We start from the raw sequence: 24467 nt of genomic DNA, 5'->3' as shown, positions 1-24467 counted from the left end.
TTTCCCCCTCCTTACTCATGCAGCAGCCTAAAATAGGTCCCTTTTTTTGCAACTAGCTCTTTATGTGTTCCAACCTCTACTAGCTTTCCATTATCTAGAACAAATAGTAAATCCATATTTTCCATCCAATGCAAACGATGGGTAGCTAAAAAGACTAATTTATCTTTAAATAATGGCAGCATTGTTTTTTTTAGCTCATATTCTGTTTCGATATCAAGATGAGAAGTTGGTTCATCTAAAATCATGATATGGCGATTGCTTAAGTAAGCGCGAGCCAGTGCAATTCTTTGCTCTTGACCTCCGCTTAAACGGCGGCCGCCATCGCCTAGCCACTCATCAAGTCCATTAGGAAATGTTTTATACAATTCGTAAAGACCGGTAGCCTTTAGAGCTTTTTCTACTTCTTTATCCGTCGCTTGCGGCGAATAAAAACGAATATTATCTCGAAGGGACAGGCTAAAGATATATGGAGATTGGGGGATATAAGTAGTCCGCTTTCTCCACGTGCTGCCAGTTAGGCTTTCCTTGTTTCCGTTTATTTTAATAGATCCAGAAGAGTGTTCTATAAAGCCGCTTAGCATATCAATAAGAGTCGATTTGCCAGCACCGCTTTCTCCAACAATGCCAATTTTTTTCGCACCGCTTATAGAAAAGGAAATATCCTTTAAAGTATTTATTTCTTCACCAGGATGATGAAAATTTATTGAATGAAAATCAAGTTCATTGATAGCTGAAGGCAGAGTTTTTTCTTGGGAATTATGTGTTCCGTCCTTTTCATCAAGGATTGCTCCAATCGCTTCTCCAGCCTCTTTTCCATTTAATGTAGCATGATAATCAGCGCCGACCATGCGAACAGGCAGAAAATATTCTGGAGCTAAAATCAAAATCATTAATGCTGGAAGCAGGGTTAAATCGCCATTGATCAATCTTACTCCCAAATTGACAGCAACAGATGCAACAGATAAAGATGTGAAGAAATCTAATGAAAAAGAAGATAAAAATGCCACTCTTAATGTTTTCATTGTAGCAGAACGGTATTGTTCACTGACTTTTTCGATGTTTTCACTATGCTTTTTGCTTTTTCCCAAAAACTTAAGTGTTTCGAGTCCCCTTAATGAATCTAAAAAATGATTAGATAATATTCGATAGGTTGCCCACTGACGAGTAGTCTGCCCTTTTGCAGCAAGACCTACAAGAATAAGAAACCCTATTAATATAGGCATGGTAACAGTTAAGATAATGCCAGAAATCCAATCCATCCAATAAACATAAAGAAGGACCATAGGCGGAACAGCAGAGGTTGCTATCATACGCGGAAGAAAAAGCTCCAAATAGTTTTTAAATTGAGAAATTCCTTCTAAAACAAGTGTAGCCATGTTTCCGCTACCTTGTTTTTTTGTGAATTTTGGTCCTAGTTCAAATAGTTTTGACACTAATTGAAAGCGCAATTGTTTACTGGTTTTTTCAGCAAAATCAGCTGAGATTTTTTGCAGCGTTAATTGCAGCAAATGGCGGCCTATAAATGCTAACAAAAACAATATGATTATCTCATATTGTTTTGAAAAAGATTCGCCTTTATATAAGGAGACTATTACTTCTGCAAGCCACTTGGCTTGCAGAATAATAGTGATTCCTTGCAATATCGTTAAAATGGTTAAAATAATTAAAATCGGCTTAATCCCTTTATATTTAAATAAATCTTGTTTCATTAGTATTCAAGATGTGACTTCTCGGTAACTCTTTTGCGGAATACAATATAGCTCCATACTTGATAGCCTAGTACAAAAGGCAGCAGGGAAAGAGCAACAATTGTCATTACTTTTAAAGAGTAATGCCCAGAAGCAGCATTTGTTATTGTTAAGCTGAAGGCATCATTAATGGAACTGATCATTACTCTAGGGAATAAGCCGATAAATACTGCTGCAAATGAAAGAATAATGACACCGCCCGTCATGCCAAATGCCCAGCCATCTTTTTTTCTTGAAATAAAGAATCCGCTAAGTACAAACACAATGACTGCTAACCCAAATATAAACGAAAGAATAGTGCCTCGTTCATTAAAAATATCTGTTTTGATATAGGTTAAGGAGCAAAATGCAACTAATAAAATTCCCAGGACAGGCAATAACTTTTGTGCTGTACGGCGAGCGCGATCTCTAAGGTCGCCAACAGTGCGCAATGTTGTAAACATAAGGCCATGAACTAAACAAAGGATAAGAACTGTTAATCCGCCAACTAGTGTATAGTAATTGACGATATCAAAAAATCCTGCCTTTAATTCCATATCTTTATCAATCGGCAGCCCTTGCATAAAACAAGCAAATACAACACCGAATAAAAGAGGAGGCAATAGGCTGCCTAGAAAGATGCATACATCCCATGACTTTTTCCATAAGGGATGATCGCTTTTAGCGCGAAATTCGAAACCAGTTGCCCGTACAATCAGTGCGAGCAATACAACTACAAGCGGTGTATAGAAACCGCTGAAAAGGGTTGCATACCAATGGGGAAAGGCAGCAAATAACGCCCCCCCAGCAGTAATAAGCCATACTTCATTTGCATCCCAGAAAGGGCCGATTGAATTAATTAAAATTCTTTTATCCATATCATTTTTAGCAATGATCTGTGTGGACATGCCTACACCAAAATCAAATCCTTCCAAGAAGAAAAAGCCGATAAATAATACAGCAACTAAAATAAACCAAAGTACATTTAGATCAAACATGAAAACCCTCCTTTGCAAATGGGTCATTATTTACTTTTGCGTCTTTTTTATCCATTAAATATGGTCCTTTTTTAATGACTTTTACAAATAAAAATACCATGATAATACCTAAAATTGCATAGACAGAGGAGAATGTAATAACAGAGAACAATACTTGGCCAGCGCTCACGCTTGGTGAAATGCTGTCTTCTGTAGTCATTAATCCAAATACAGTCCAAGGCTGTCTGCCGATTTCTGTCATAATCCATCCTGAAGTATTGGCGATAATTGGTAAAGATATACCTGCTATCATAAAGCGGTAAAACCATTTATTTGATTTTGAAACCAATTTTTTCTTCCATGCTAGATATACTCCATAAATACCAAATAAAAGCATTAGAGTTCCGGCAGCTACCATGATTCTGAAACTCCAAAAAGTTGTTTTGACTGGTGGAATATAATTTCCTTCTCCATATTTTTGGGTATACTCTGCTTGCAGTTCATTCATGCCCTTTACGCTTCCATCAAGGGTATTGTAAGAAAGGATACTTAAAAGGTATGGTATTTTGATTTCGCCAGTGTTCTCTTTTTTATCTACATCAATAAAAGCTGATACAGTCCAAGGAGCTGGGTCTTCGCTTGTTTCCCAAAGGCCTTCACTTGCTGCCATTTTCATTGGCTGTGTTTCCACAAGATATTGTGCTTGTGCGTGTCCTGCTACCATTGTTAGAAATGTAGAGATTAAAGCAACGGTTATACCGACTTGGAATGATTTTTTAAAGAATTCAACTTCTTGTTTTTTAAGCATTTTATATGCACTAATGCCTGTTACTAAAAATGCGCCTGTTGCTAATGCCCCCAAAACAGTGTGGGGAATTTCTACAAGAGCCTGCCCATTTGTAATAAGAGCAAAAAAGTCATTCATTTCAGCGCGGCCATTGTTAATCTCATAGCCAACAGGATGCTGCATAAAAGAGTTGGCTATTAAAATCCAGAAAGCAGAGAAAATGGTTCCGATAGATGTTAGCCAAATACATGCTAAATGGACTTTTTTCGATAAGCGATCCCATCCAAAAATCCATAAGCCGATAAATGTCGATTCCATAAAGAATGCAAGCAATGCTTCGATAGCAAGCGGTGCACCGAATACATCTCCAACAAAACGAGAATAGTTAGACCAGTTCATACCAAACTGGAATTCTTGAAGAATACCAGTAACAATTCCGATTACAAAATTTATTAGAAACAATTTCCCCCAAAACTTTGCCATCTTTTTATATTCTTCATTGCCGCTTTTCACATACATTGTTTCCATGATGGCGATTAAGAATACAAGGCCAATGGAGATTGGTACAAATATGAAGTGAAAAATGGTTGTTGACGCAAATTGCAGACGCGATAGAAATACCATATCCATGTATTTCTCCTCCTTTTGATTTAAAATATTTTTGTGAACGTACTAGTAGGCAAAGCGATAAATATCATTGCATAAAAAAATGTAGCGTACAGATGCAAATTTGTTATCCAAAAATGAAAACGTGCAGCAAATACAATGCGCTTAGCATAGTTTTTAAGTAATCAATACAATAAGCGAGCTATAGATATTGGTATATAAAGCTTTTAAAAAACTCGGCTTCGTTTTTTCCAATCGTCTCCCTTTTTTTTGAATTCTAGATATATCATAATGAAAAATTTATAACTTGAGTTAAAAATCACATAAAGTTAGAAAAAAGTTCACAATTTCACATAAAAGTTTTCTATGGGCATAAAAGCATATTGCATATCGGAAATAAATGTTATATAAAAATATGTTAACTAATAACTTGATTCTTTTTTGTCTAATAAATTTTGGGAAATATAAAAAAGAAAAGATTATGTGCAGAAGCTTTGCTTCTAAAGAGTGAACATTGTATGCTTTTGTAAGCTATTACTTTTCATTAAGACAGAATTGAGGGTGCAAAAAAATGATAAAATGTATTGCGATTGATATGGATGGAACATTACTAACTTCTACACAAGAAATTACAGAAGAGAACAAGTCAGCCATTAAACAGGCTCAACAGCAGGGGGTAGAAGTAGTTATTGCCACAGGGCGCGCTTATGAAGAAGCGGGAGACTTATTAAAAGAAGCAGGGATTATTACACCAATGATTTGTGCAAATGGAGCAGAAATACGCACTAATCAACACGAAATTATTGGGACAAACCCATTAGAAAAAGAAATGGCAAAAAAAATAGCAAATATTTTACATGATAATCAAGTGTATTATGAAGTTTATACAAATAGAGGTACATATACATTAGATAAAAATACTGCTAGATCTCTAATCATTGATATTTTTACTGTGAACGGCCATACGGAAAATATGGAGGAAATTAAAAGGGCAGCAGAAGAACGCTTAAATGATATTCATCAAGTAGAAAGCTATTTGCCTTTAATAGAAGACAAAGACCAAGTTATTTACAAGTTTTTAGCCTTCAACTATGATCAGAGTTTGCTAGCCAAAGTCAAAGAAGAATTATTAAGTGTGATAGATGGGATAGCGATTAGTGCGTCAGGGAAGGAAAACCTTGAAATAACATCAGTGAATGCACAAAAAGGCATCGCATTAGAGGAATTTGTAAAAACAAGAGAGATAGACTTAAAAGATACGATGGCTATTGGAGACAACTTTAATGATCTTTCGATGCTTCTTAAAGTCGGCAGAGCTGTTGCAATGGGAAATGCAGAAGAGGAAATAAAAAAACAATGCCACTTTGTAACAACTACAAATGAAGAGAGTGGAGTAGCAAAGGCTATACATAAAGCTTTAGCATTATAAAAAACGACTCTAATTTAATAGAATCAATAAAGCAAAACTTCAATCAGTGGGGATTTTTTCATCTCCCACCCAGATTTTTCTTTTTTTTCTTATAATCTTGATGTGGGGGTTAAAAGCCCGTTAATGCATGATAAATGGATCTTTGTTCATTAATATAGTCAAAAAAACAGAAAACGGATCATCAGTTTTCTGTTTTTTTGCAAGAAAATTAGTAGAGCTTCTTATTTTCGCGGGGTTAAGCCGTATAAAATAAACTGAATGGTAGTTTCAATTTCTTCCTCATCATTCCATTTTGCCTCAGGAAGCAAAATATAACGAGCAATAAAATAGCCGAAAATCGAAGTTACAGTAAGACGAACTGAACTATATGTTGGAATATCAATTATTTCGCTCTTTGCTTTAAATGATTCTACTAATTCTTCCATTCGTTTAAATATTTTTTTGGCAATTTGCTCTTTAAAAAGTTCTCTCAAGTCTTCATGAAAAGGTATCTCTTGTATTAATATTTTAAATAAAGCCTGATTTTTTTTTAGAAATTCTAATCTGTTATATACAATTGCCCGAATAAATTCTTCAAATGTATTATAGGAAAGATCAAGTACTTTGCTGAAAAAATCTTTCACAATAAATGGAGCGATCAATGTATGGACTAATGGGGTCAAAATGGCCGTCAACAAGTCTTTTTTTGTTTTATAATGCCTAAAAATAGTACCTTCTGCAACACCTGCCTTTTTGGCAATTTCATTGGTAGAGGTTGCAGCATAGCCTTTGTCGCTAAAAGCCTCGATTGCTGCAATTAAAATTTTTTTCTGTTTATTGGTAATGTTTTTTTCCTCTTTTAGAATAAGATCTAAAATGGATTCTTGACTACTCATAAAAGACTCCTTCTGCTAAACTGAATTATTTCTATTATAAAGTACAGTATGAAAAAAAAATCACCGATTATTCATTATTTATCTCTATTTAACAGGAGTTTGGCCCCACTGATTAAAGATTCACTTTATATTTTGCGGTAGTTTTTTAAAGATAATATGTTGCATAATAAAAATACTAGAGAAAAGATGCTTAATATAACAAGTGGAATAAAAATTTCTTCTATGCCAAGTCCTCGTATCATTACATTTTTTAATGCATCGGCAGCATAATACAGTGGAGTAATAGTAGATATCCAACTGATAGTAGATGAAATGCCATCTAAATTAAATAATCCAGAGAAAAATACTTGCGGAACAACAATAATCGGAATGAATTGAAACATTTGAAGTTCATTTTTTGCATAAGATGATAAAAGCATTCCTAAGGTTAAAGCAGTCAATGATAGTAATAGTGTAAGAAGAATTACATAAACTATCGAACCTTTTTGAATTAAATCTAAAATATAAACCGAATAAAGGACAATAATAATCGATTGTACCATTGTAAAAATGCCGAATCCAATGACATAGCCAATAACAATTTCCCATCTGCGAATAGGACTGGAAAGGAGCCGCTCTAGTGTTCCAGATGTTCTTTCTCTTAAAAAGGCGACGCCTCCAACTAAAAATACAAAGAAAAAGGCGAAGAAACCTAATAGTACAGGCCCGATAGCATCAAACTGATTCATATCTTCAGAACCATATAGAAAGTGAACAGTTGGTTTTAGGGTGTTTTCGGCTGTTATACTATCTTGTATCATGGTAACCGTTGTTTTTGTAACAGTTGGATCACTGCCTTCTAAAAGAATGGCAGGAGTTTTATCTTCAAAAGAAATATACCCATCGATCTTTTTATCGACTATAGCTTTTTTTGCCTGTGAAACAGTGGAATAGGCATATATCTTCACATCATTTTCTTTTAATTTAGCAGTGATTTGTTCAGGAACTTGGACAACTCCTACTTTAGGTGTATAAGCATTGCTGTCAAAAATTAAATTTAATAGGGTTAGCACAAAGATAGGAGCAACTATCATCATTGCTAAAGTTCGCTTATCGCGGTAAAACTGTTTTAATATACGAATAATAAGGCCTTTAATTCTCATAAGGCATCCCCCCATAATAAAGAAAAGCTTCTTCCATTGATGAAGCATGACAGGCTTCTTTTAGATTCTTGGGAGTATCCACTGCAATTAATTGGCCGTCACGAATCATCCCCAATGTATCACATTTTTCTGCCTCATCCATTACATGTGTCGTTACAATAATAGAGGTCCCCTTCTCTTTTAATTGTTCAAAGGTTCTCCATATATTTTGTCTTAAGACAGGATCAATGCCAACTGTCGGTTCATCCAGAATAAGAAGATCCGGCTCGTTTAATAATGCAATGCAAATGGATAATCTTCTTTTCATTCCACCTGAAAATTTGCTGACAGGCTTATTTAAATCATTAGTTAAGCCTACTAAGGAAGCAGATGCCTCGATTTGTTCTTTTTTCTTTTGGCCTTTGATTCCATATAAAGTAGCAAAAAAATCTAAGTTTTCCATCGCGGTCAACTCCTGATAGAGAGCATCTGCTTGGGCCATATAGCCGATTCTCTCCATTACTTTTAAATTTGGCATCTTGTTATCTAATACAGTAATGCTCCCATTATCAGGAGTATCCAAACCGATAAGCGTTTTAACAAGTGTTGTTTTTCCTGATCCAGAAGGACCTAATAAGCCGAAAATCTCCCCTTTTTTTATTGTTAAATTTATATTGCGGAGAACAGACTGTTTGCCAAATGATTTAGAAACAGCTTGAATAGTGACCGTTGATTTTATTATCATTGTTATCCCGCCTTTATAAAATGAGTGATTACTCACTTTATAATATTCCTAAGGACAGAAAATGTAAAGTGAGTAATCACTTATTTTGGGATAGTAATATTTGTTTATAGTACCCTTTTCAGAAAATCAGTTATACTAAAAAGATCAGCGAATCAAAAGAATATACTATTTAATTATTTTGAGGTGGATGAAAATGGCTGATTTTCAGGCTAACGTAATTATTGCAGAACCGGTAGAGATTGTATTTTCCTATATGGCTAATTTAAAAAATGCACCTGTTTACATGGATAAAGTGAAAGAGACAACAAAATTAACAGAGGGGCCAATCGGAAAAGGGACTAAATATCAGGAAATAAGAATAGTTCGAGGCAAGGAAGCGGTCGCGGAGATTGAATTTTTATACTATGAAGAAAATAAAACATATACTACTAGAAGCCACTCTAATGGTTTATTAGTAGATTATCATTATCGTTTCACTGAAATTGCAGAAGGAACAAAAGTAGAATTTACAGCAAAAGTGCATGTTGCAGGTTTTTGGATGCGATTAACGAAAAGGCTTCTTATTAATATTTTAAAAGGGGAAGATGGCGATCATCTTCATCAAGTAAAAGTAAATCTTGAAAAGGAAGAACACATATAAGTGTAAGGAAAAAAGGCTGATAAGAAAAATCAGGCCTTTTTTCTTTAAGTTAAGAAGAGTGCTCCTATTTACGATTTCCAAACATCTTGTGCGATGCGGACAACATGGCGCACCTTTTCCCATTGTTGTTCCTCTGTTAGAAGATTTCCCTCTTCTGTTGAAGCAAATCCGCACTGTGGGCTTAAGCAAAGCTGGTCTAGGCTGACATATTTATTTGCTTCTGCAATTCTTGTTTTAATTGTTTCGGCATTTTCCAATTCCCCAAATTTTGAGGTAATCAAGCCTAATACAATTTGCAGGTCATTTCTATTCACATGGCGAAGCGGTTCAAATCCGCCAGAACGCTCATCATCGAACTCAAGGAAAAGCCCATCCACATTTAAGCCTCCGAAAATTATTTCAGATACACTGTCATAGCCGCCGCTGGCTGTGTAAGTAGATTTGAAGTTTCCGCGGCAAATATGCATGGTGATTACCATATCATCGGGTTTTTTAGCAATGGATTCGTTAATTGCTTTTGCAGACAATAAGGCTATTTGTTCTGGGTCTTGCCCTTTTTCACGCATTTGTTCTCTGCCTTTTTCTGAGAAGAATGCTGCCCAAGAAGTATCGTCTAATTGTAGATAACGGCAACCCGCATCATAAAATGCCTGAATAGCCTTCTGATATGCTGCTATTAAATCATCGAAAAATACTTGTTGATCTGGATAGACATCTTGGTCGATTTTCCCTCTGAAAAATAGCATGTTTGGGCTAGGGATAGTAAATTTGGCAACATGATCCCCAGCAATACGATGAAGAAATTTATAATCTTCTATCATGGGATGATTAGTAAAATCAACTTTACCAGTTACTTTTATGCCATGTGGCTTCGTTTGGACACCATGAAATTGAATGCCAGAATCTGCTTGGTAGAGTTCCACTCCATCAAGAGCAGCCAAAAAATCAAAATGCCACCATGCACGTCTTAATTCCCCATCTGATACAGCCTCAAGCCCTGCCTCTTTTTGTCTTTCTACTAGACGAATTATTTCCTCATCTTCAATCGTGCGCAGTTGTTCTGCTGTTATTTCCCCATTTTGTTTTTGCAAGCGTGCATTTTTTAAACGTTCTGGTCTTAAAAAGCTGCCTACATGGTCTCCTCTAAAAGGCCCTCTTACTAATGTTTTCGTCAATTTTTTTCGCTCCTTACTCCTGATGTAATTGGTAGCTGTCATTTTATTAAAGGCAGTGCATATAAAATGCGATAGAAACAGCTGGTTTTGCAAGGGTTCTGCAAATTTTTATAATATTTTCTCTATTTAAAGATACTACTAAAAGAAGTTGATTTGTATAAAATTTTAAAAATAGTTTTGTTTTTTTGTTTATAGTCCTTAAGCAAAAGAAAAGTGGAGAGAAGGCATGCCCTCTCTCCACTTACTTTCTTTTACTTATTAAATTTATAGGACCAAAAGCGTTCTGTATAGAGACGAGCAAGTACGGCTGGATCCTGATTTTGAACACCTTCTTGGAGTGTTTGTGTATACTGTTGTGTTTGTGAACGATGGGCTGCTACTGTTGCAATTTTTTTATCCGCATAGTTTTGAACATCCACTGCTATATCAGGTTCGCCAAGGTCTTCAATAGAATTATGGGCAAAGGCAATGCAATGCAATTTCGGGCGTTTTGATGCCTCAATTTTTTCTAGTGTTTTTACAACAGCCTCTGCTGTTGCATCATGGTCTGGATGAACAGAATATCCAGGATAAAAAGAAATGACTAGAGAAGGATTTAACTCTTTTATAAGAGCAGCAAATTCATTTACTAGCACGTCGCCTTTTAAAAATTCAATTGTTTTATCCCGATATCCTAGCATGCGGAGATCTGTTAAGCCCATAACTCTAGCAGCTTCCTGCAGTTCCTCTTTGCGAATAGAAGGCAATGACTCTCGAGTTGCAAATGGGGGATTTCCTAAATTTCTTCCCATCTGGCCAAGCGTTAAACAAGCATAGGTTACAGGAGTGCCTTCATGTATATGCCTTGCAATTGTTCCTGAAACACTAAAAGCTTCATCATCAGGATGAGGGAAGATGACAAGTACATGTCTTTCCTTTTCCATTGCTGTATCCTCCTTTCTAAACTGTTTATTCAAATGGTTTTTCACTAATTTGTAATGCAACGGCCAGTTTACCAGAAAAATCAAGGCCTGCAAGCAGAAGACGATTTTTTTCATCTACTTCATAATGGTTGATTCCTTCTGCATATACCCAGCCGAATTCTGTTTTTAATCCAATCCGATATGGACCATTTCCAGTGATTTTGCCATATTCAAAGCTTAATTTTGCATTGCGTATATATGCTCCAGAATTAAAAAATGTTTCATCTTCATGGTTTGCATAGGCGCCATTTGTTGTTTCCAAATGGATGTAGACTTCTTTATTGGATTTTTTGTCTAACTCTTGCTGGACATTTTCTATATGGATAAATTCCATTTTGGTCCTCCCTCCGCAAATATTTTAAGTCATTATTTTGAACGGACAGCTGTTTTATGTTCTTTATTCTTTCGATAAGCGCCATGCATGGTTGGACCAACATATTCATTTAGTTGAAATCCATTTGCAATGGCTGCAGTAATAAATTCCTTTGCTACTTGAATTGCTTCTAATACTGTTCTTCCTTTAGCCAATTCTGCAGTGATTGCAGCAGAATAAGTGCAGCCAGCACCATGTGTATATGTAGTATCTACTAGTTCACTTTCATAAATAGTAAATTCTGTTCCATCGTATAAAAGATCAATTGCTTTTTCATGCTTTAATTTGCTGCCACCTTTAATTAAAACATATTTAGGTCCTAAAGCATAAATTTTAACTGCTGCTTCTTTTAAATCGTCAATTGTTTTAATTGGTCCATCTGTTTTGGCAAGCTGCCATGCTTCAAATAGATTAGGTGTAACAACAGTTGCTTTTGGCACAAGCAATTCGCGAAGTGCATCAGCAGTTTCAGGATGCAATACTTCATCTTCTCCTTTGCAAACCATTACTGGGTCAATAACTACTTTATCTAGCTTTTTTTCCTCGATTAATTTGCTTGCAAGTTCAATAATTTCAACTGAACCTAACATGCCAGTTTTCATGGCATCGATGCCTACTGAAAGAACTGTTTCTAATTGGGATTCTACAGTTTTAATTTCTTGTGGGAACACATTATGGTGCCAGCCATTATTAGGATCCATTGTTACAATGGTAGTTAGTGCTGTCATTCCGTATACACCTAACTCCTGAAATGTCTTCAAATCTGCTTGGATACCAGCACCGCCACTTGTATCCGAACCAGCTAATGTTAATACCTTTTTCATGCTGAATTGCCTCCTATAAATAAAAGATCTAAAAGGTTTTGCGAGCATTTTTAAACTTTTAGGATATTGCTAACCTTATCGATTATTCTGCTGCACACCTTATTTTGGATAATTGTAGTCTATTCTAAACTAATCATACAACTATTCCATACTTTTTTCATTAAGTTCGCATGTAAAGAGCATAACAATAAGTTTTTAGTGCATTTAATCAAGGCGGAGAATAGAATTTTGTTCCTCTATCATGCGAAAATATAGTTTATTTGCACAACTCCAAATAAATTTGCAAACTTGTACTATTTATTTTAAACAATCGATTCTTAATTTTGGTAGAATACTAAATAAGAAGTATAAAAAGGAGCAAACAAATGAATTTTTCAATAACAACAAAGCCTATTTTGGCGCAAGATGTAATAGATAAAGTAGTGAATAGGAATGCTGGTGCTATTACGACCTTTATCGGGACAGTACGAGAATTAACTCACGGCAGAAAAACAATGCATTTAGTTTATGAAGCATATGAACCAATGGCGGTAAAAAAACTAGAACAAATAGGGTTTGAAATAACTGAAAAATGGAAAAATTCAGAAGCGGCGATTACCCACCGAATTGGCAAGCTGGAAATAACAGATATTGCCGTAGTAATTGCTGTTTCGACTCCACATCGAGAAGATGCATATAAAGCGAATAAATACGCGATTGAAAGAATTAAAGAAATAGTGCCTATTTGGAAAAAAGAGCATTGGGAAGATGGTGAAGAATGGATAGGGAACCAAAAAGGAACGATTCCGTATCCATCTGGAAAACCGGAAATGGAGGAAAAAGATGAATAAAATACTTTTTTTTGCAGCATTAAAAGAAGTGATAGGCGAGGATTCACTAGAAATGGATTTAAATGGAAAAACAGTTAAGGAAGCAAAGTCTATCTTGCAGGAAGAGTTTCCTGCACTGCCTTTAGCAGTTGCAATGACTGCTATTAATGAAGAATTTGCCTTTGATGAGGATGTCATTAAAAAAGAGGATATTATTGCATTTATTCCACCAGTAAGTGGAGGCTAATGATAATTTTTAATAGAGAGGAGAAATAAATGGTGAAGGATGACCGTTATTCCCGGCAAGTTTTATTTTCTCCTATTGGCAAAAAGGGGCAAGAGCTGCTAGAGAAAAAGCATGTATTGCTAATTGGCGCCGGAGCATTAGGTTCTAGTGCAGGGGAAATGTTTGTCCGGTCAGGAATTGGAAAACTGACAATAATTGATCGAGACTATATTGAAATAAGTAATTTGCAAAGGCAGACACTATATACAGAGGCTGATGTAGAACAAAAAATGCCAAAGGCGGTTGCAGCAAAAAAGCATCTTTATGCTATTAACTCTTTGTGCAAAGTAGAAGGCATTGTTGGAGAAGCTACTATTGAACTCCTTGAGGGCTTGATGGATCAGGTAGACCTTGTAATGGATGCCACAGATAATTTTGAAACAAGAATGATCTTAAATGATTTGTCTCAAAAATATAATAAGCCATGGATTTATGGAGCCTGTGTTGGCAGCGTCGGGATGAGCTACACTATTATCCCAGGCATCACTCCATGTCTGCATTGTTTGCTGCAAAAGATGCCGTTGCAAGGAATGACCTGTGATACAGCGGGAATCATCTCGCCAGCTGTGCAGATGGTAGTGGCACATCAAGTGGTGGAGGCAATGAAACTTTTAGTAGAAGACTATAATGCTTTAAGAGGAACTTTTTTAAGTTTTGATTTATGGAATAACCAGTATCAGTCCATAAAAGTGGACCGCATAAAAAAATCAAGCTGTACATCATGCGGTGTTGAAAAGACTTATCCCTTTTTAGACAAAAATAATCATACAAAAACAGCTATTCTTTGTGGAAGGGATACTGTGCAGATTCGCCCTTCTAAAGAAAAACAGCTGAATTTGAAAAAATTGGCAGAAAGTCTTGAGAATAATGGATATGAAGTGAAAGTCAATCCTTTTTTAGTTGCTGTTCAAATGGAGCATACAAGGATGGTAATATTTAAAGATGGAAGGGCACTTATTCATCATACAAAAGATGTCATCTATGCTAAATCACTGTATGATAAACTTTTAGGCTAGCATATACAAAGAGATTGCTCTAAAAGGTATTATGTTTAGTAGGGAAAAAACATAATTGCCCTTTAGAGCAATCCGATATAAATAATTATAGTGTAAAAGAAAGTATGCAAGTGAAAGCATTAACTGCAGACAATATACAGATTAATTGGTTGATCCAACGATGACAAGTTTACCTGTATCTAATACTTCTTCATATTTTTCTGCTTCCATTTCAGTTAAGCCAACAGATTGCATTTTAGAGCGAAGCTCATCTCCTCTTTTTCGGAAAACATTGCTTAAAGAATCAAGAAATCCTTGCTCCTTTATGCTGACTTCTGCTGTTTCTGTTGCGGCAGTTAAATCCTCTGAACGATCTTTATCATGAGCAAAAATATAAATGTTTTCTCTTTCATATCCTTGGTTTTCTAATCCTCTAATAATATTATCTGCTTGTACTCCATTTTCTACTACCTCTACTTTATACATAGTGTTTCCTCCTTTTATTCTAGTAATTTATTTTCTTTACCTGTATGTAATTTATTTATCCTTTTCTATAAAAAATAAACTTTCTATAGATTGGTAAATTATTCTTGCATCTAAAAAGTATTGTGAAAGCTATGTTTTTTTGCTAAAACGAAGTATAGCATTTAAGAGACTATTACTGAAAAGTAGAGATGAAACCGTATTAAGGGAGAGAAATAATGGTTAGCAGGAAGCAAAAAAGGGCTATAAATAAAGAGATTGATACAATTTGGCAAGAGACGGCCAGCACTGCGATGGATTGGAAAGAAACAAAGGGTTTTTCTTTTCCATTTATCTATCTGAAACATAATAAGAAAAGACGATTTAAATTAATATTTTTCCTTGCTATTGTTATTCTAGTGCTTTTAGCAATAATTATTGGGATTGGGAGGATGTCTTTTTCTGAGACTGCAGCCATAAGAAAAAGCGGTTATCTAGAGCAAATGAAAAATCTATCTTCCCTTGCATCTTCACAGGCATTTGTAAAAGTGATTTTGGAAAAAGAAGATAATGAAATATTCGGCAAAGAAATTCAAGCAGATATACCAGGAACAAAAAGGAAAATATTATTAGTGGTGCCTGGTGTGGTAACAGCTGGAGTTAACATAGAGGGCTTGAATGAGGATAAGCTGGAAGTAGATGAACAGAATAAGCAAATAACCATTATTTTGCCTCATGCTGAACTTCTTCAGGAACCTTCCATTGATTTTGAAAAGGTAGAAACATATTCTGTATCTGGGATTTTCCGTGGAGAGGTCAACTGGAAGGAAGGTTATGCATTGGCAAATGAAGCAAAAGAAGAAATAAAAAGGGAAGCGATCGAACAAGGGATTTTAGCTAATGCTGAAAAGAATGCCAAAAAGACAATTGAGCAATTTTATGAAAAGTTAGGGTATGCTGTTACTGTACAATTTAGTCAAGAGTAAAGGGGCGATAAACTAAAATGATTGACTTGCAATTGCCAAATGATTGGGCGAAGTTGTTGGAGCAAGAAAAGCAGAAGCTTTATTTTCAAGAATTAGAGCGATATCTGCAGAAAGAATATGAAGAGCAGTTGATCTATCCTAAAAAAGAGGATATCTTTAATTGCCTTAGGTACACTTCCTTTAATGAGGTGAAAGTTTTGATATTGGGACAAGATCCATATCATGGCCCAAATCAAGCGCATGGACTAAGTTTTTCTGTTAAGCCAGGTGTGGCCATTCCTCCGTCTTTAAAAAATATTTATAAAGAATTAAACGAGGATATAGGATGTCATATCCCGAATAATGGATATTTAGAAAATTGGGCAAAACAAGGAGTATTACTATTAAATACAGTAATGACAGTTAGAGCAGGACAAGCTAATTCACACCGCGGAAAAGGGTGGGAAATCTTCACAGATGAAATAATAAAAGAACTGAATAAGAGGGAAGAACCAGTGATTTTTGTATTATGGGGAAAACCTTCCCAAGGGAAAATCCGATTAATTGATTCGAATAAACACCAAATAATTATGTCTAGCCATCCATCGCCATTATCCGCATATCGAGGCTTTTTTGGCAGCAAACCATTTTCTAAAATAAATGATACTTTAAATCGATGGGGAAAAAGAGGAATAGATTGGTGCCAATTGTAAGAAAAGTATTGTTTCTTCTCTGTGGCTGCATAGATGATTTTTAGAAAAAGTAATACTATAATAGAAGAATACGTAAATAAAGCAGCAGGCTTTTAAATAGTCTGCTTTTTTACATGGTTTTTGAATGAAAGTGGAAGGAAAAGAAGATGAAGGAAGACAAAGTAGACTGTTATAAATGTAAGTTCTATTATGTTACATGGGACCGCAATTTTCCGAAGGGCTGTAGAGCATTTCAGTTTAAAGGGAGAACAATGCCTTCTCTAGAAGTGAAAAGAGCATCTGGCCAAGAATGTTTAAGGTATATTCCAAAATAGCGCAGTATATCATTTAAAAGGAAAAGTAGGTGAAACTAATGAATATTTCTGTTCAGCAACTTTTAATGAAAATGGAAGATCAAGTAAAAGAAGCAAAAGCAAGTGAATCAGATTCGCGCATTAGGGAACGAGTGCATGCAATTAAGTCATTATGCGAACTGATATTAGAACAAAAAGACCAGTCGGAGCATAGCGTTGCTTATCAGCAAATGGTTCCCCAGGCTGCACCAATCCAGCATGTTTCCTTTAGTTCTGCACCACAGCCGATTCAAACGCAAAAGTTGAATACAGAAGAAGGGAATGGCGACTCTTTATTTGATTTTTAAGATAAGCTGTCTTCTTGACAGTTTAGCATGCAAATAGGTGAATTTGGATTCCTTTTCTTTCAGAGAAGGCATTTTCAATAAGTCTTAAGATATAAGGAGGATATAATGAAAGCATTTATTATAATTGGTGCAGTCAATGCTTTTTTAGCAGTAGCATTGGGGGCATTTGGAGCACATGGTCTAGAAGGAAAAATAAGTGCAAAGTATTTAGAAATTTGGAAAACAGGTGTTACTTATCAAATGTTTCACAGTATGGGGATTCTGATCATTGGGGCAATAATGATGAAAATTCCTCAAAGTAGTTTACTAACTTGGTCAGGCTGGCTGATGGTTGCTGGAATTATCTTGTTTGCTGGAAGTTTATATGTATTGGCTGTTACACAAATCAGTGTATTGGGAGCCATTACTCCTTTAGGAGGAGTTGCATTTTTAACAGCATGGATTCTATTGATTATCGCAGCGGTAAAATACTTGTAGCAGTAGATAATAAAAAGCTGGCAAACTTCGCCAGCTTTTTGTCATCTTGGAGGATAGGTAGAGAGATTTGGCGCCAGTCCATATGGATATTCATATTCTATTTCTTCATCGAATGTGACGTAATCCAAGTATACCATTGGAAGCAAGTAGCGTACTCCTGATTGTGGATCGCTTAAAATAAGGTGGTCACGGCCAGCTGCTTCCACAACACCTTTAAATATCTTCGCATTCCACTCCCGATTGTTCTCAAAAGTTGCATAAACAGTGGCGAGTTTTCCCTTATTTAAACGTAATATATTTTCGATATAGGACGCTTCAATAGGAAGCTGCCCAGGCAGAGTTGGTGAGACTTGAGGCTGCTGAACTGGCTGGGTTGGAACTTGCGTTTGTGGCGGAATATATTGCTGTGTGCCATACGCCGGCGTTTGACTAGGTACAGCTCCATAACCTTGTGGATAGCCGTAAGTTCGATACTCAGGATTCTGATTGTAGTTCTGACTCATTTTCATCCCTCCATTTAATCCGAAAAGAAGTTGAATTCTTCCATATACTTGTGTTTAGAAGTGTGTTTTAGTGGGAGGGCATCTAATTTATGAAGCTTCCCCCATTATTTCTTTTTTTATAAACTCACTAGTTCATCCTATGATACGATTTAATAACTTATGCGTAAGATTTGCTGAAAAATCTAATAAGGAATAACAAAAGAAAAAGGATAACTTTAAAGGAGAAGATTCCTTTTTAAGTTATCCTTTTTCATAAAAGATCTTAATTTACATGTAAAAATGATGAAATAGTATCTGTTTTTAGGATATTTCCAACAAAAAATGATCCAAACTCTCCATATCGGGCACTAACCTCATCAAATCGCATTTCATATACTAGTTTTTTAAATTGAAGAACATCTTCTGAAAATAGAGTGACGCCCCATTCATAATCATCAAAACCAACGGATCCAGTAATAATCTGTTTTACTTTTCCAGCATATTGGCGGCCGATCATGCCATGGCTGTACATAAGTTTTTTGCGATCTTCCATTGGAAGCATATACCAGTTGTCATTTCCTTGGCGGCGTTTATCCATTGGATAGAAGCAAACGTATTTTGCCTGTGGAAGAATAGGATACAACCTTGCTTTAATATGCGGGTTTTCATATGGATCTTCATCAGAACCTGCTGGCAAATAATTGCTTAATTCTACTACAGATACGTAAGAATGTGCAGGTATTGTAAATTCTGCTAATTTTGTTTTGTTAAATTCTGTTTCAATCTCATTTAATTCTTCCATAGTTGGTCGAAGAATCATCATCATAAAGTCTGCTTTTTGACCAACAATCGTATATAATGCATGACTGCCTTTATTTTCATTTTGGACACTATTCCATTTTTCTAATAATCCAAGAAATTCATGGATAGCTGCTTGTCTATCTTCGCTTGATAGCATTTTCCAAGTAATCCAATCTATTGTGCGGAAATCATGCAGGCAATACCAACCATCTAATGTCTTCGCTGCTTCGCTCATTTTATCACTCCTAAATCTTAGCTTAAACATATAAAGTGAAACTTCAATCAGTGGGGGGTTCCACGTCTCCCATTGATTGTTAGTAGAACCAATCGGGCCTTTACGGGCAAGTTTCGTTTCTACCCACCTAGATTTTTTTTTTCTTCTTATCCTCTTGAGGTGAGGAATGACTGCCCGTTAATGCCGGATAAACTTACTATAGCATAGTTTTTCCATAATCCGTTGGAATAACACTCATAGAAAATATGAACAAATTTTGAACAAATGAAAGGGAAAGAATAAAAAGAATAAAAGGGGGTAAATTAAATCAGATAATTTAAAATAATAAAGGATTTTATAAATATGATGGTAACTCCTTGAAATTTTACTAGGTAAGAGTATCCTATAATATGTATAGAAAAAGGAGGAGTAAAAAAGTTATGAGTGATTTATTTACAGGATTAAAGGAAAAAGTGACTGGGCAAAATGTAAGAATAGTATTTCCAGAAGGTTTGGATGAAAGAATTTTAAAAGCGGCTGCTCGATTAGCAGAAGAAAATGTACTGACGCCTATTCTAATTGGTGATATTGAAGAAATCCAAGCAAAAGCTCAAAATTTAGGTGTTTCTTTAGAAAAAGCGGCTATTTATGATCCAAAAAAATATGCACAATTTGATGCTCTTGTAGCTTCTTTTGTGGAAAGACGCAAAGGGAAAGTAACAGAAGAAGATGCTAGAAGAATTCTTCTTGATGAAAATTACTTTGGAACAATGCTTGTATATGCAAATGAAGCAGAAGGTTTAGTAAGTGGTGCTATTCATTCTACAGCAGACACAGTTAGACCAGCATTGCAAATCATTAAAACAAAACAAGGTGTCAAAAAAACATCTGGTGTGTTTATTATGGTTCGTGAAGATGAAAAATATGTTTTTGCAGATTGTGCAATCAATATTTCTCCAGATAGCCAAGATCTTGCAGAGATTGCTGTAGAAAGTGCAAAAACAGCAAAAATGTTTGATGTAGATCCTCGTGTAGCGTTGTTAAGCTTCTCTACAAAGGGTTCAGCAAAATCTCCTGAAACAGAAAAAGTAGAGGCGGCGCTTGCTGAAGCTAAATTAAGAGACCCTCTTTTAGTTATTGATGGAGAATTTCAGTTTGATGCTGCATTTGTTCCGTCTGTAGCAAAACAAAAAGCTCCTGATTCTCCACTTCAAGGCGATGCAAATGTATTTGTATTCCCGAGTTTGGAAGCTGGAAATATTGGCTATAAGATTGCACAAAGACTTGGCAATTTTGAAGCAGTTGGTCCAATTCTTCAAGGATTAAATCGTCCAGTAAACGATCTTTCCCGCGGTTGCAATGAGGAAGATGTTTATAAATTAGCGTTAATTACTGCTGCGCAAAGTTTAAACAACTAAAAGCTACATAAAAAACCTGCTAGCTTTGGTTAGCGGGTTTTTTTCGTATCTCCTTACTTTTACTAACCGATATTTTTTCGATATAATTATGTATTATTTGTTTCTTTAGAAGGGGTTACGCTGATGAAAGAGAATCATAGTTTACTGCATCAAGATAAATGGAGGATTATTGACCAATCTGGGACAGGATTGCATGTATCTGCACTTCATTCGTTTGGTATGGATGATACTTTATGCGCTTTAGTTGGTGGAGGGAGTACGCCGGCAACAGTTCGTACATGGGTGCATGACAAAACGATTGTATTGGGAATTCAAGATACAAGATTGCCCCATTTAGATCAAGCATTGGAATTTTTGCGCCATCAAGGGTACCGCACAATTGTAAGGAATTCTGGAGGACTTGCAGTAGTGCTAGATAAAGATGTATTGAATATTTCTTTAATCTTGCCTGAGCGAGAAAAAGGAATTGATATAAATAGCGGATATGATACGATGTGGGAACTAATAAGGATAATGTTTGCAGATTATAGTGAGGCGATTGAGGCAAAAGAAATTATCGGCTCTTATTGCCCGGGAAGCTATGATTTAAGTATAGAGGGAAGAAAATTTGCGGGTATATCTCAAAGGCGTATTCGAGGCGGAGTAGCGGTGCAAATCTATCTTTGTGTGAATGGAAGCGGACAGAAGCGGGGAGAAGTGATCCAGCAATTCTATAAAATAGGCGTTGGAGGAGAAAAAACAAAATTTATTTATCCAGTTATTCAGCCGGAAGTCATGGCATCTTTGTCGGAACTGCTGAAAGTGGAATGGACAGTAGAGAAAATAATGACTAGATTGCTATATGCAATAAAAGACCATGCTGATCATTTGTATGCAGAGCCTCTTCAAGGGGAAGAGCTGACATTATTTGGAGCTTATTACCAGCGAGTATCAGAAAGAAATAGAAAAATTTTGAATTTTATTGAATAAAAATAAAGGTTGGGACACAACTAATTAGATAATCTGTAAAGACGAATAATCTCTAACTTTAGCTTTAAAATAAAGGCTAGTTTCGCAATCTTGGTTACTTGTTTTTTTACATATAGTCAAGTGTAAAAACTAATTCGTTCCACTGTGCTACAGACACTCCCTTTCCGCGGCTCAGCTCGAGCCCCACGGAAAGCGAAGTGTATTCAGGCTGCGGGTAATAACAACAAACTTTACTGAAATCACCCTTTTAAAAGCTTAAAACGAACAATTAACATATAATTGTTCGTTTTTATTTTCAACTGGAATACTTATGTCCCAGCCTTTATTAAAAGATAATACCATTTATAAGTCTTTTTTCTAGAATGCGGCAATTTAGGAAGGTTTCTATTTATTTACTAGAGTGTTATTCTGCTACCTTTTCTAAATTTCCATTTCTGTCCATCTTAAATTTTGTTGCAGGCCGCTCTTCCTCTTCTAACAATACTAATTTTCTTGCTCTATTCATTATCTTCATCAGTGTTTCATAATCTTCTTGAATAATTTCTGAATTATTTTCCATCTTATTTAATTTTTCTTCTAATTCTTTATTGCGGCTTTTTATGGTAGCCATCTCTCTTTTTAATCTTTCATTCTCACTTTTTAAAATATCTACTTGTATTTGTGAATTTTTAAAGTTTTGCAAATAAGAAAGAACGGTATCAAAATCTAAATTTGCTGAATTGTAAGAAATGCTAGATTGTGCTTGTGTGTTCGGTGTTTTTTCCTCAGATAAGGCTTGTTGATAGCTTGATATAACATCTTCTGTTAAGCTGCTAGTAATATTTTCTTCTAATATATCCATTGAGTCATTTTCCATAGACCCCAATTCCGTCATGGAGGCAGCGGTTGTTAATGCTTCTAGTTCATCTACTGTAGGAACTGGCGGTGAATAAAGCAATTTCTTTTTTCCGCCTTGATCTTTTCCTAAAATGCGCTGGCGTTGTTTTCGCTGTTTTTTTGCTAGCTGCAATGCCTTTTCATATTGATGGCGGACCACAGCATTCCATCTGAAGCCACAAGCTGCTGAAGTGCGGTTTAGTTTATCTCCTACTTCTTCAAATGCATTTAATTGAGTACTTCCTTCCCGAACGTGGCGTAAAACTGTTTCAGCTAATAAAAGATCATCTTCTTCTGACCAAGCATCTTGGCGTAATTTCATTTCACTCAACTCCCGAATATAACAATATAATAATAATTCTAGTAACATCTTTTCCAAACTTTTATTATTTATACAGGGAATTGAAAGGATAGTAGATTTTTTTAGTAAAATGGCAAAAAAATAAGAAGGGAAAGGAATAGTGAGAGAAGGTAAAGGGAGTCTGACTAGCCATTTGAAACTCTTTAAATAGCGATTTTTTTCTTTTGCTTTTAAAGAAATGGAGAATCAGACATCATGTTTATTAGAAAAGCTGCAGCTAATAATAGATTACTTTACTTGTGCTACAGATTTTTCATTTTGAATAAAAAAGGCAGAAATAAAAGCAAATGCACTTGCAATAAAACCATAAAGGAAAAGATGATGAATGCCATCCATAATATTGAATCCACTTGTTAATAGTGTGCCCATAATGGTTACACCAATAGCAGTACCCATATTGCGGCAGAACATCAGAAAAGAAGTAGAGATGCCTTTTTCATGATTTCCAACAAGTTGCTGTGCACCGATAACCCCTACAGTGCTTAATAAGCCAAAGGCAAGTCCTTGAATGATCATAATGATAAAGGTATACCAAAAACCATGTGTATCATTTAATAACACTAACATTATTCCAGAGATGAATAGTAATGTATTCCCGATTATTAATAGAATACGATAGCCATATTTTAATATCCACTTTCCCGCAGGAACGGAAACCGCCATCCATCCTATTGCTACACCCAACAAAGAAACACCGCTTAAAAATAGGGATAATCCGGCTACTTTTTGCAGAAAATATGGAATGTAACTAGAGGTTCCAAATAAAGCCAAGGTTCCTATAAAAGAATTTAAAAAGATCCAAGCAATTGTTTTATTTTTAAAAATAGAAAAAGGGACAATTGGTGAAGGATGCCTTCTTTCGAAAAAGTAGAAAATAACTAAAAATGCTACACCAAGTATAGAAAAAAGAATGATATTTTTGTCTACTATCGTAATTAGCAGAAGAAAAGTAATGCTGGCAGCAAAAAGAGTGGCGCCTATATAGTCAATAGTTGCTTTTTTTGGTTCATATTCTTCCTTGTATGGAAGCAATGTCATAAAACATAGGAAACAAACAGGGATGTTAATATAGAATATCCATCTCCATGACAAAATTTCTACAAATAAAGATCCAAGCAGTGGTGCAAGAATAGCAGACAGTCCCCACATAGCGGTAAAGAGAGCCTGTATTTTTCCGCGTTTTTCTACTGAAAAAAGATCGCCGGCAATAATAGCTGGAAAAGGCATCATAAACCCAGCGCCCATTCCTTGAATGCTTCGGAAAATAATGAGCTGAATCATGTCTGTTGCAATTCCGCATAACAAACTGCCGAATAAAAATAATATAATGCCGAAGCCAAAAATCTTTTTTCTCCCAAACAAGTCAGATAATCTGCCTGCCACAGGAGAAAGAATGGTGCTTGCAATCATATAGGTGGCAAATGACCATGCATATAAATCTAATCTGCCTAGTTCATCAGCAATAATAGGCATTGTTGTATTCATGATAGTTGAATCTATAGAAGCAACAAGCATTGCTAGTACGATACTGACCATAACAAGTATTCTATTGTGTTTCATTTCGATAATCCTCCTTAAACTTAGGATAAAAATTATACAGCAAGAAGAAAAATTAATATAGAGGAAAGCTTGAACATTTTGGCAGCAGGTCGCGAGAAAAGGAATTTATGATGGCAAATAATCTTAGAAGAATGCTGAGAAACGTTTTTTCGTGATAAAACTGCACCTTTCCCCTTTTTATAATTAGTTTTGTCAAAA

27 protein-coding genes are annotated in these 24467 nt (G+C 35.5%); 12 read left to right on the top strand and 15 right to left on the bottom strand.

The window, feature by feature from the left end; translation table 11 throughout:
• Positions 1 to 11: 11 nt before the first annotated feature.
• From cydD to NCCP28_RS15500, 3 genes are read right to left on the bottom strand one after another with little or no spacing between them, the layout of a single operon-like run.
• Positions 12 to 1709 carry a thiol reductant ABC exporter subunit CydD gene (cydD, locus tag NCCP28_RS15510; RefSeq protein ID WP_248562336.1) on the bottom strand — a complete coding sequence of 566 codons (1698 nt, stop codon included), beginning with the start codon at positions 1707 to 1709 and terminating at the stop codon, positions 12 to 14.
• Positions 1709 to 2725 (bottom strand): cytochrome d ubiquinol oxidase subunit II, encoded by a 1017-nt coding sequence (gene cydB, locus NCCP28_RS15505; RefSeq protein WP_248562335.1) that lies wholly within the window; start codon positions 2723 to 2725, stop codon positions 1709 to 1711. Before cydB ends, cydD begins: the two co-directional genes overlap by 1 nt.
• Positions 2718 to 4121, bottom strand: a complete 1404-nt coding sequence (locus NCCP28_RS15500; RefSeq protein ID WP_248562334.1) for a cytochrome ubiquinol oxidase subunit I — start codon at positions 4119 to 4121, stop codon at positions 2718 to 2720. The genes cydB and NCCP28_RS15500 overlap by 8 nt, the downstream gene beginning before the upstream one ends.
• A gap of 547 nt (positions 4122 to 4668) precedes the next feature.
• Here NCCP28_RS15500 and NCCP28_RS15495 point away from each other — a divergent pair.
• Entirely contained in the window at positions 4669 to 5526 is an 858-nt protein-coding gene (locus NCCP28_RS15495; RefSeq protein ID WP_248562333.1) for a Cof-type HAD-IIB family hydrolase, read from the top strand.
• A 221-nt stretch (positions 5527 to 5747) separates the two neighbouring features.
• Here the strand turns inward: NCCP28_RS15495 and NCCP28_RS15490 are convergent, their stop codons facing one another.
• From NCCP28_RS15490 to NCCP28_RS15480, 3 genes are all read right to left on the bottom strand, one after another.
• A complete protein-coding gene (locus NCCP28_RS15490; protein ID WP_248562332.1) occupies positions 5748 to 6401 on the bottom strand; it encodes a TetR/AcrR family transcriptional regulator in 654 nt (217 codons plus the stop codon).
• Between the two features lie 125 nt (positions 6402 to 6526).
• The gene (locus NCCP28_RS15485; RefSeq protein WP_248562331.1) at positions 6527 to 7543 is read right to left on the bottom strand and encodes an ABC transporter permease; all 1017 of its coding nucleotides are present in this window, start codon (positions 7541 to 7543) and stop codon (positions 6527 to 6529) included.
• Positions 7533 to 8267, bottom strand: a complete 735-nt coding sequence (locus tag NCCP28_RS15480; RefSeq protein WP_248562330.1) for an ABC transporter ATP-binding protein — start codon at positions 8265 to 8267, stop codon at positions 7533 to 7535. The genes NCCP28_RS15485 and NCCP28_RS15480 overlap by 11 nt, the downstream gene beginning before the upstream one ends.
• A 193-nt stretch (positions 8268 to 8460) precedes the next feature.
• On the opposite strand from NCCP28_RS15480, the gene NCCP28_RS15475 reads away from it, so the two are divergent.
• A complete protein-coding gene (locus NCCP28_RS15475; RefSeq protein ID WP_248562329.1) occupies positions 8461 to 8907 on the top strand; it encodes an SRPBCC family protein in 447 nt (148 codons plus the stop codon).
• A gap of 68 nt (positions 8908 to 8975) precedes the next feature.
• Here the strand turns inward: NCCP28_RS15475 and NCCP28_RS15470 are convergent, their stop codons facing one another.
• The 4 genes from NCCP28_RS15470 to pdxK form a co-directional block, all read right to left on the bottom strand.
• Entirely contained in the window at positions 8976 to 10124 is a 1149-nt protein-coding gene (locus NCCP28_RS15470) for a 5-methyltetrahydropteroyltriglutamate--homocysteine S-methyltransferase (RefSeq protein ID WP_248562328.1), read from the bottom strand.
• Positions 10125 to 10333: 209 nt separating this feature from the next.
• Complete coding sequence (gene bshB2, locus NCCP28_RS15465; protein ID WP_248562327.1) at positions 10334 to 11005, bottom strand: bacillithiol biosynthesis deacetylase BshB2; 672 nt, start codon at positions 11003 to 11005, stop codon at positions 10334 to 10336.
• A 25-nt stretch (positions 11006 to 11030) separates the two neighbouring features.
• The gene (locus NCCP28_RS15460; RefSeq protein ID WP_248562326.1) at positions 11031 to 11378 is read right to left on the bottom strand and encodes a YojF family protein; all 348 of its coding nucleotides are present in this window, start codon (positions 11376 to 11378) and stop codon (positions 11031 to 11033) included.
• 32 nt (positions 11379 to 11410) lie between these two features.
• Positions 11411 to 12241: a pyridoxine/pyridoxal/pyridoxamine kinase gene (pdxK, locus tag NCCP28_RS15455; protein ID WP_248562325.1), complete on the bottom strand. Its 831-nt coding sequence runs from the start codon at positions 12239 to 12241 to the stop codon at positions 11411 to 11413.
• Positions 12242 to 12606: 365 nt separating this feature from the next.
• On the opposite strand from pdxK, the gene NCCP28_RS15450 reads away from it, so the two are divergent.
• From NCCP28_RS15450 to NCCP28_RS15440, 3 genes are read left to right on the top strand one after another with little or no spacing between them, the layout of a single operon-like run.
• Positions 12607 to 13071, top strand: a complete 465-nt coding sequence (locus NCCP28_RS15450; RefSeq protein WP_248562324.1) for a molybdenum cofactor biosynthesis protein MoaE — start codon at positions 12607 to 12609, stop codon at positions 13069 to 13071.
• Positions 13064 to 13297, top strand: a complete 234-nt coding sequence (locus NCCP28_RS15445) for a MoaD/ThiS family protein (protein ID WP_248562323.1) — start codon at positions 13064 to 13066, stop codon at positions 13295 to 13297. Before NCCP28_RS15450 ends, NCCP28_RS15445 begins: the two co-directional genes overlap by 8 nt.
• A gap of 29 nt (positions 13298 to 13326) precedes the next feature.
• Positions 13327 to 14352, top strand: a complete 1026-nt coding sequence (locus NCCP28_RS15440; protein WP_248562322.1) for a MoeB/ThiF family adenylyltransferase — start codon at positions 13327 to 13329, stop codon at positions 14350 to 14352.
• Between the two features lie 141 nt (positions 14353 to 14493).
• Here the strand turns inward: NCCP28_RS15440 and NCCP28_RS15435 are convergent, their stop codons facing one another.
• Positions 14494 to 14817 carry a YflT domain-containing protein gene (locus NCCP28_RS15435; protein ID WP_248562321.1) on the bottom strand — a complete coding sequence of 108 codons (324 nt, stop codon included), beginning with the start codon at positions 14815 to 14817 and terminating at the stop codon, positions 14494 to 14496.
• Positions 14818 to 15032: 215 nt separating this feature from the next.
• On the opposite strand from NCCP28_RS15435, the gene NCCP28_RS15430 reads away from it, so the two are divergent.
• The 5 genes from NCCP28_RS15430 to NCCP28_RS15410 all read left to right on the top strand — a co-directional run bounded on the left by NCCP28_RS15430 (position 15033) and on the right by NCCP28_RS15410 (position 17588).
• A complete protein-coding gene (locus NCCP28_RS15430) occupies positions 15033 to 15779 on the top strand; it encodes a DUF4230 domain-containing protein (RefSeq protein ID WP_248562320.1) in 747 nt (248 codons plus the stop codon).
• Between the two features lie 17 nt (positions 15780 to 15796).
• A complete protein-coding gene (locus tag NCCP28_RS15425) occupies positions 15797 to 16471 on the top strand; it encodes a uracil-DNA glycosylase (protein WP_248562319.1) in 675 nt (224 codons plus the stop codon).
• Between the two features lie 146 nt (positions 16472 to 16617).
• Entirely contained in the window at positions 16618 to 16785 is a 168-nt protein-coding gene (locus NCCP28_RS15420) for a uracil-DNA glycosylase (protein WP_248562318.1), read from the top strand.
• Between the two features lie 38 nt (positions 16786 to 16823).
• Positions 16824 to 17111 carry a YwdI family protein gene (locus tag NCCP28_RS15415; RefSeq protein WP_248562317.1) on the top strand — a complete coding sequence of 96 codons (288 nt, stop codon included), beginning with the start codon at positions 16824 to 16826 and terminating at the stop codon, positions 17109 to 17111.
• 105 nt (positions 17112 to 17216) lie between these two features.
• Positions 17217 to 17588 (top strand): DUF423 domain-containing protein, encoded by a 372-nt coding sequence (locus NCCP28_RS15410; RefSeq protein ID WP_248562316.1) that lies wholly within the window; start codon positions 17217 to 17219, stop codon positions 17586 to 17588.
• 41 nt (positions 17589 to 17629) lie between these two features.
• Here NCCP28_RS15410 and gerQ read toward each other — a convergent pair whose 3' ends face one another.
• Both gerQ and hemQ read right to left on the bottom strand, forming a co-directional pair.
• On the bottom strand, positions 17630 to 18091 hold the full coding sequence (gene gerQ / locus NCCP28_RS15405; protein ID WP_248562315.1) for a spore coat protein GerQ: 462 nt from the start codon (positions 18089 to 18091) through the stop codon (positions 17630 to 17632).
• A 262-nt stretch (positions 18092 to 18353) separates the two neighbouring features.
• The gene (gene hemQ / locus NCCP28_RS15400) at positions 18354 to 19106 is read right to left on the bottom strand and encodes a hydrogen peroxide-dependent heme synthase (protein WP_248562314.1); all 753 of its coding nucleotides are present in this window, start codon (positions 19104 to 19106) and stop codon (positions 18354 to 18356) included.
• 419 nt (positions 19107 to 19525) lie between these two features.
• Here hemQ and pta point away from each other — a divergent pair, with 419 nt between their 5' ends.
• Complete coding sequence (gene pta / locus NCCP28_RS15395) at positions 19526 to 20503, top strand: phosphate acetyltransferase (RefSeq protein WP_248562313.1); 978 nt, start codon at positions 19526 to 19528, stop codon at positions 20501 to 20503.
• Between the two features lie 123 nt (positions 20504 to 20626).
• A complete protein-coding gene (gene lipL / locus NCCP28_RS15390) occupies positions 20627 to 21472 on the top strand; it encodes an octanoyl-[GcvH]:protein N-octanoyltransferase (RefSeq protein ID WP_248562312.1) in 846 nt (281 codons plus the stop codon).
• 403 nt (positions 21473 to 21875) lie between these two features.
• Here the strand turns inward: lipL and NCCP28_RS15385 are convergent, their stop codons facing one another.
• Both NCCP28_RS15385 and NCCP28_RS15380 read right to left on the bottom strand, forming a co-directional pair.
• Positions 21876 to 22670 (bottom strand): RsfA family transcriptional regulator, encoded by a 795-nt coding sequence (locus tag NCCP28_RS15385; protein ID WP_248562311.1) that lies wholly within the window; start codon positions 22668 to 22670, stop codon positions 21876 to 21878.
• A 267-nt stretch (positions 22671 to 22937) separates the two neighbouring features.
• A complete protein-coding gene (locus NCCP28_RS15380; protein ID WP_248562310.1) occupies positions 22938 to 24269 on the bottom strand; it encodes an MFS transporter in 1332 nt (443 codons plus the stop codon).
• Positions 24270 to 24467 lie beyond the last annotated feature (198 nt).

The organism is Niallia sp. NCCP-28 (genome assembly GCF_023168165.1).
GTDB lineage: Bacteria > Bacillota > Bacilli > Bacillales > Cytobacillaceae > Niallia.
The sequence above is the reverse complement of the archived record's forward strand: the minus strand, read 5'-3'. Positions and strand labels throughout refer to the sequence as shown.

Bases quoted from the DNA above. Each gene is read 5' to 3' on its own strand.
- NCCP28_RS15495 (WP_248562333.1), top strand. From the start codon at position 4,669: ATGATAAAATGTATTGCGATTGATATGGATGGAACATTACTAACTTCT.
- NCCP28_RS15420 (WP_248562318.1), top strand. From the start codon at position 16,618: ATGAAGGAAGACAAAGTAGACTGTTATAAATGTAAGTTCTATTATGTT.
- cydD (WP_248562336.1), bottom strand. From the start codon at position 1,709: ATGAAACAAGATTTATTTAAATATAAAGGGATTAAGCCGATTTTAATT.
- hemQ (WP_248562314.1), bottom strand. From the start codon at position 19,106: ATGAGCGAAGCAGCGAAGACATTAGATGGTTGGTATTGCCTGCATGAT.
- NCCP28_RS15435 (WP_248562321.1), bottom strand. From the start codon at position 14,817: ATGTATAAAGTAGAGGTAGTAGAAAATGGAGTACAAGCAGATAATATT.
- NCCP28_RS15450 (WP_248562324.1), top strand. From the start codon at position 12,607: ATGAATTTTTCAATAACAACAAAGCCTATTTTGGCGCAAGATGTAATA.
- NCCP28_RS15445 (WP_248562323.1), top strand. From the start codon at position 13,064: ATGAATAAAATACTTTTTTTTGCAGCATTAAAAGAAGTGATAGGCGAG.
- NCCP28_RS15385 (WP_248562311.1), bottom strand. From the start codon at position 22,670: ATGAAATTACGCCAAGATGCTTGGTCAGAAGAAGATGATCTTTTATTA.
- NCCP28_RS15460 (WP_248562326.1), bottom strand. From the start codon at position 11,378: ATGGAATTTATCCATATAGAAAATGTCCAGCAAGAGTTAGACAAAAAA.
- NCCP28_RS15430 (WP_248562320.1), top strand. From the start codon at position 15,033: ATGGTTAGCAGGAAGCAAAAAAGGGCTATAAATAAAGAGATTGATACA.
- NCCP28_RS15380 (WP_248562310.1), bottom strand. From the start codon at position 24,269: ATGAAACACAATAGAATACTTGTTATGGTCAGTATCGTACTAGCAATG.
- NCCP28_RS15440 (WP_248562322.1), top strand. From the start codon at position 13,327: ATGGTGAAGGATGACCGTTATTCCCGGCAAGTTTTATTTTCTCCTATT.
- NCCP28_RS15410 (WP_248562316.1), top strand. From the start codon at position 17,217: ATGAAAGCATTTATTATAATTGGTGCAGTCAATGCTTTTTTAGCAGTA.
- NCCP28_RS15500 (WP_248562334.1), bottom strand. From the start codon at position 4,121: ATGGATATGGTATTTCTATCGCGTCTGCAATTTGCGTCAACAACCATT.
- bshB2 (WP_248562327.1), bottom strand. From the start codon at position 11,005: ATGGAAAAGGAAAGACATGTACTTGTCATCTTCCCTCATCCTGATGAT.
- lipL (WP_248562312.1), top strand. From the start codon at position 20,627: ATGAAAGAGAATCATAGTTTACTGCATCAAGATAAATGGAGGATTATT.
- gerQ (WP_248562315.1), bottom strand. From the start codon at position 18,091: ATGAGTCAGAACTACAATCAGAATCCTGAGTATCGAACTTACGGCTAT.
- pdxK (WP_248562325.1), bottom strand. From the start codon at position 12,241: ATGAAAAAGGTATTAACATTAGCTGGTTCGGATACAAGTGGCGGTGCT.
- NCCP28_RS15470 (WP_248562328.1), bottom strand. From the start codon at position 10,124: ATGACAGCTACCAATTACATCAGGAGTAAGGAGCGAAAAAAATTGACG.
- NCCP28_RS15475 (WP_248562329.1), top strand. From the start codon at position 8,461: ATGGCTGATTTTCAGGCTAACGTAATTATTGCAGAACCGGTAGAGATT.
- pta (WP_248562313.1), top strand. From the start codon at position 19,526: ATGAGTGATTTATTTACAGGATTAAAGGAAAAAGTGACTGGGCAAAAT.
- NCCP28_RS15485 (WP_248562331.1), bottom strand. From the start codon at position 7,543: ATGAGAATTAAAGGCCTTATTATTCGTATATTAAAACAGTTTTACCGC.
- NCCP28_RS15425 (WP_248562319.1), top strand. From the start codon at position 15,797: ATGATTGACTTGCAATTGCCAAATGATTGGGCGAAGTTGTTGGAGCAA.
- NCCP28_RS15490 (WP_248562332.1), bottom strand. From the start codon at position 6,401: ATGAGTAGTCAAGAATCCATTTTAGATCTTATTCTAAAAGAGGAAAAA.
- cydB (WP_248562335.1), bottom strand. From the start codon at position 2,725: ATGTTTGATCTAAATGTACTTTGGTTTATTTTAGTTGCTGTATTATTT.
- NCCP28_RS15480 (WP_248562330.1), bottom strand. From the start codon at position 8,267: ATGATAATAAAATCAACGGTCACTATTCAAGCTGTTTCTAAATCATTT.
- NCCP28_RS15415 (WP_248562317.1), top strand. From the start codon at position 16,824: ATGAATATTTCTGTTCAGCAACTTTTAATGAAAATGGAAGATCAAGTA.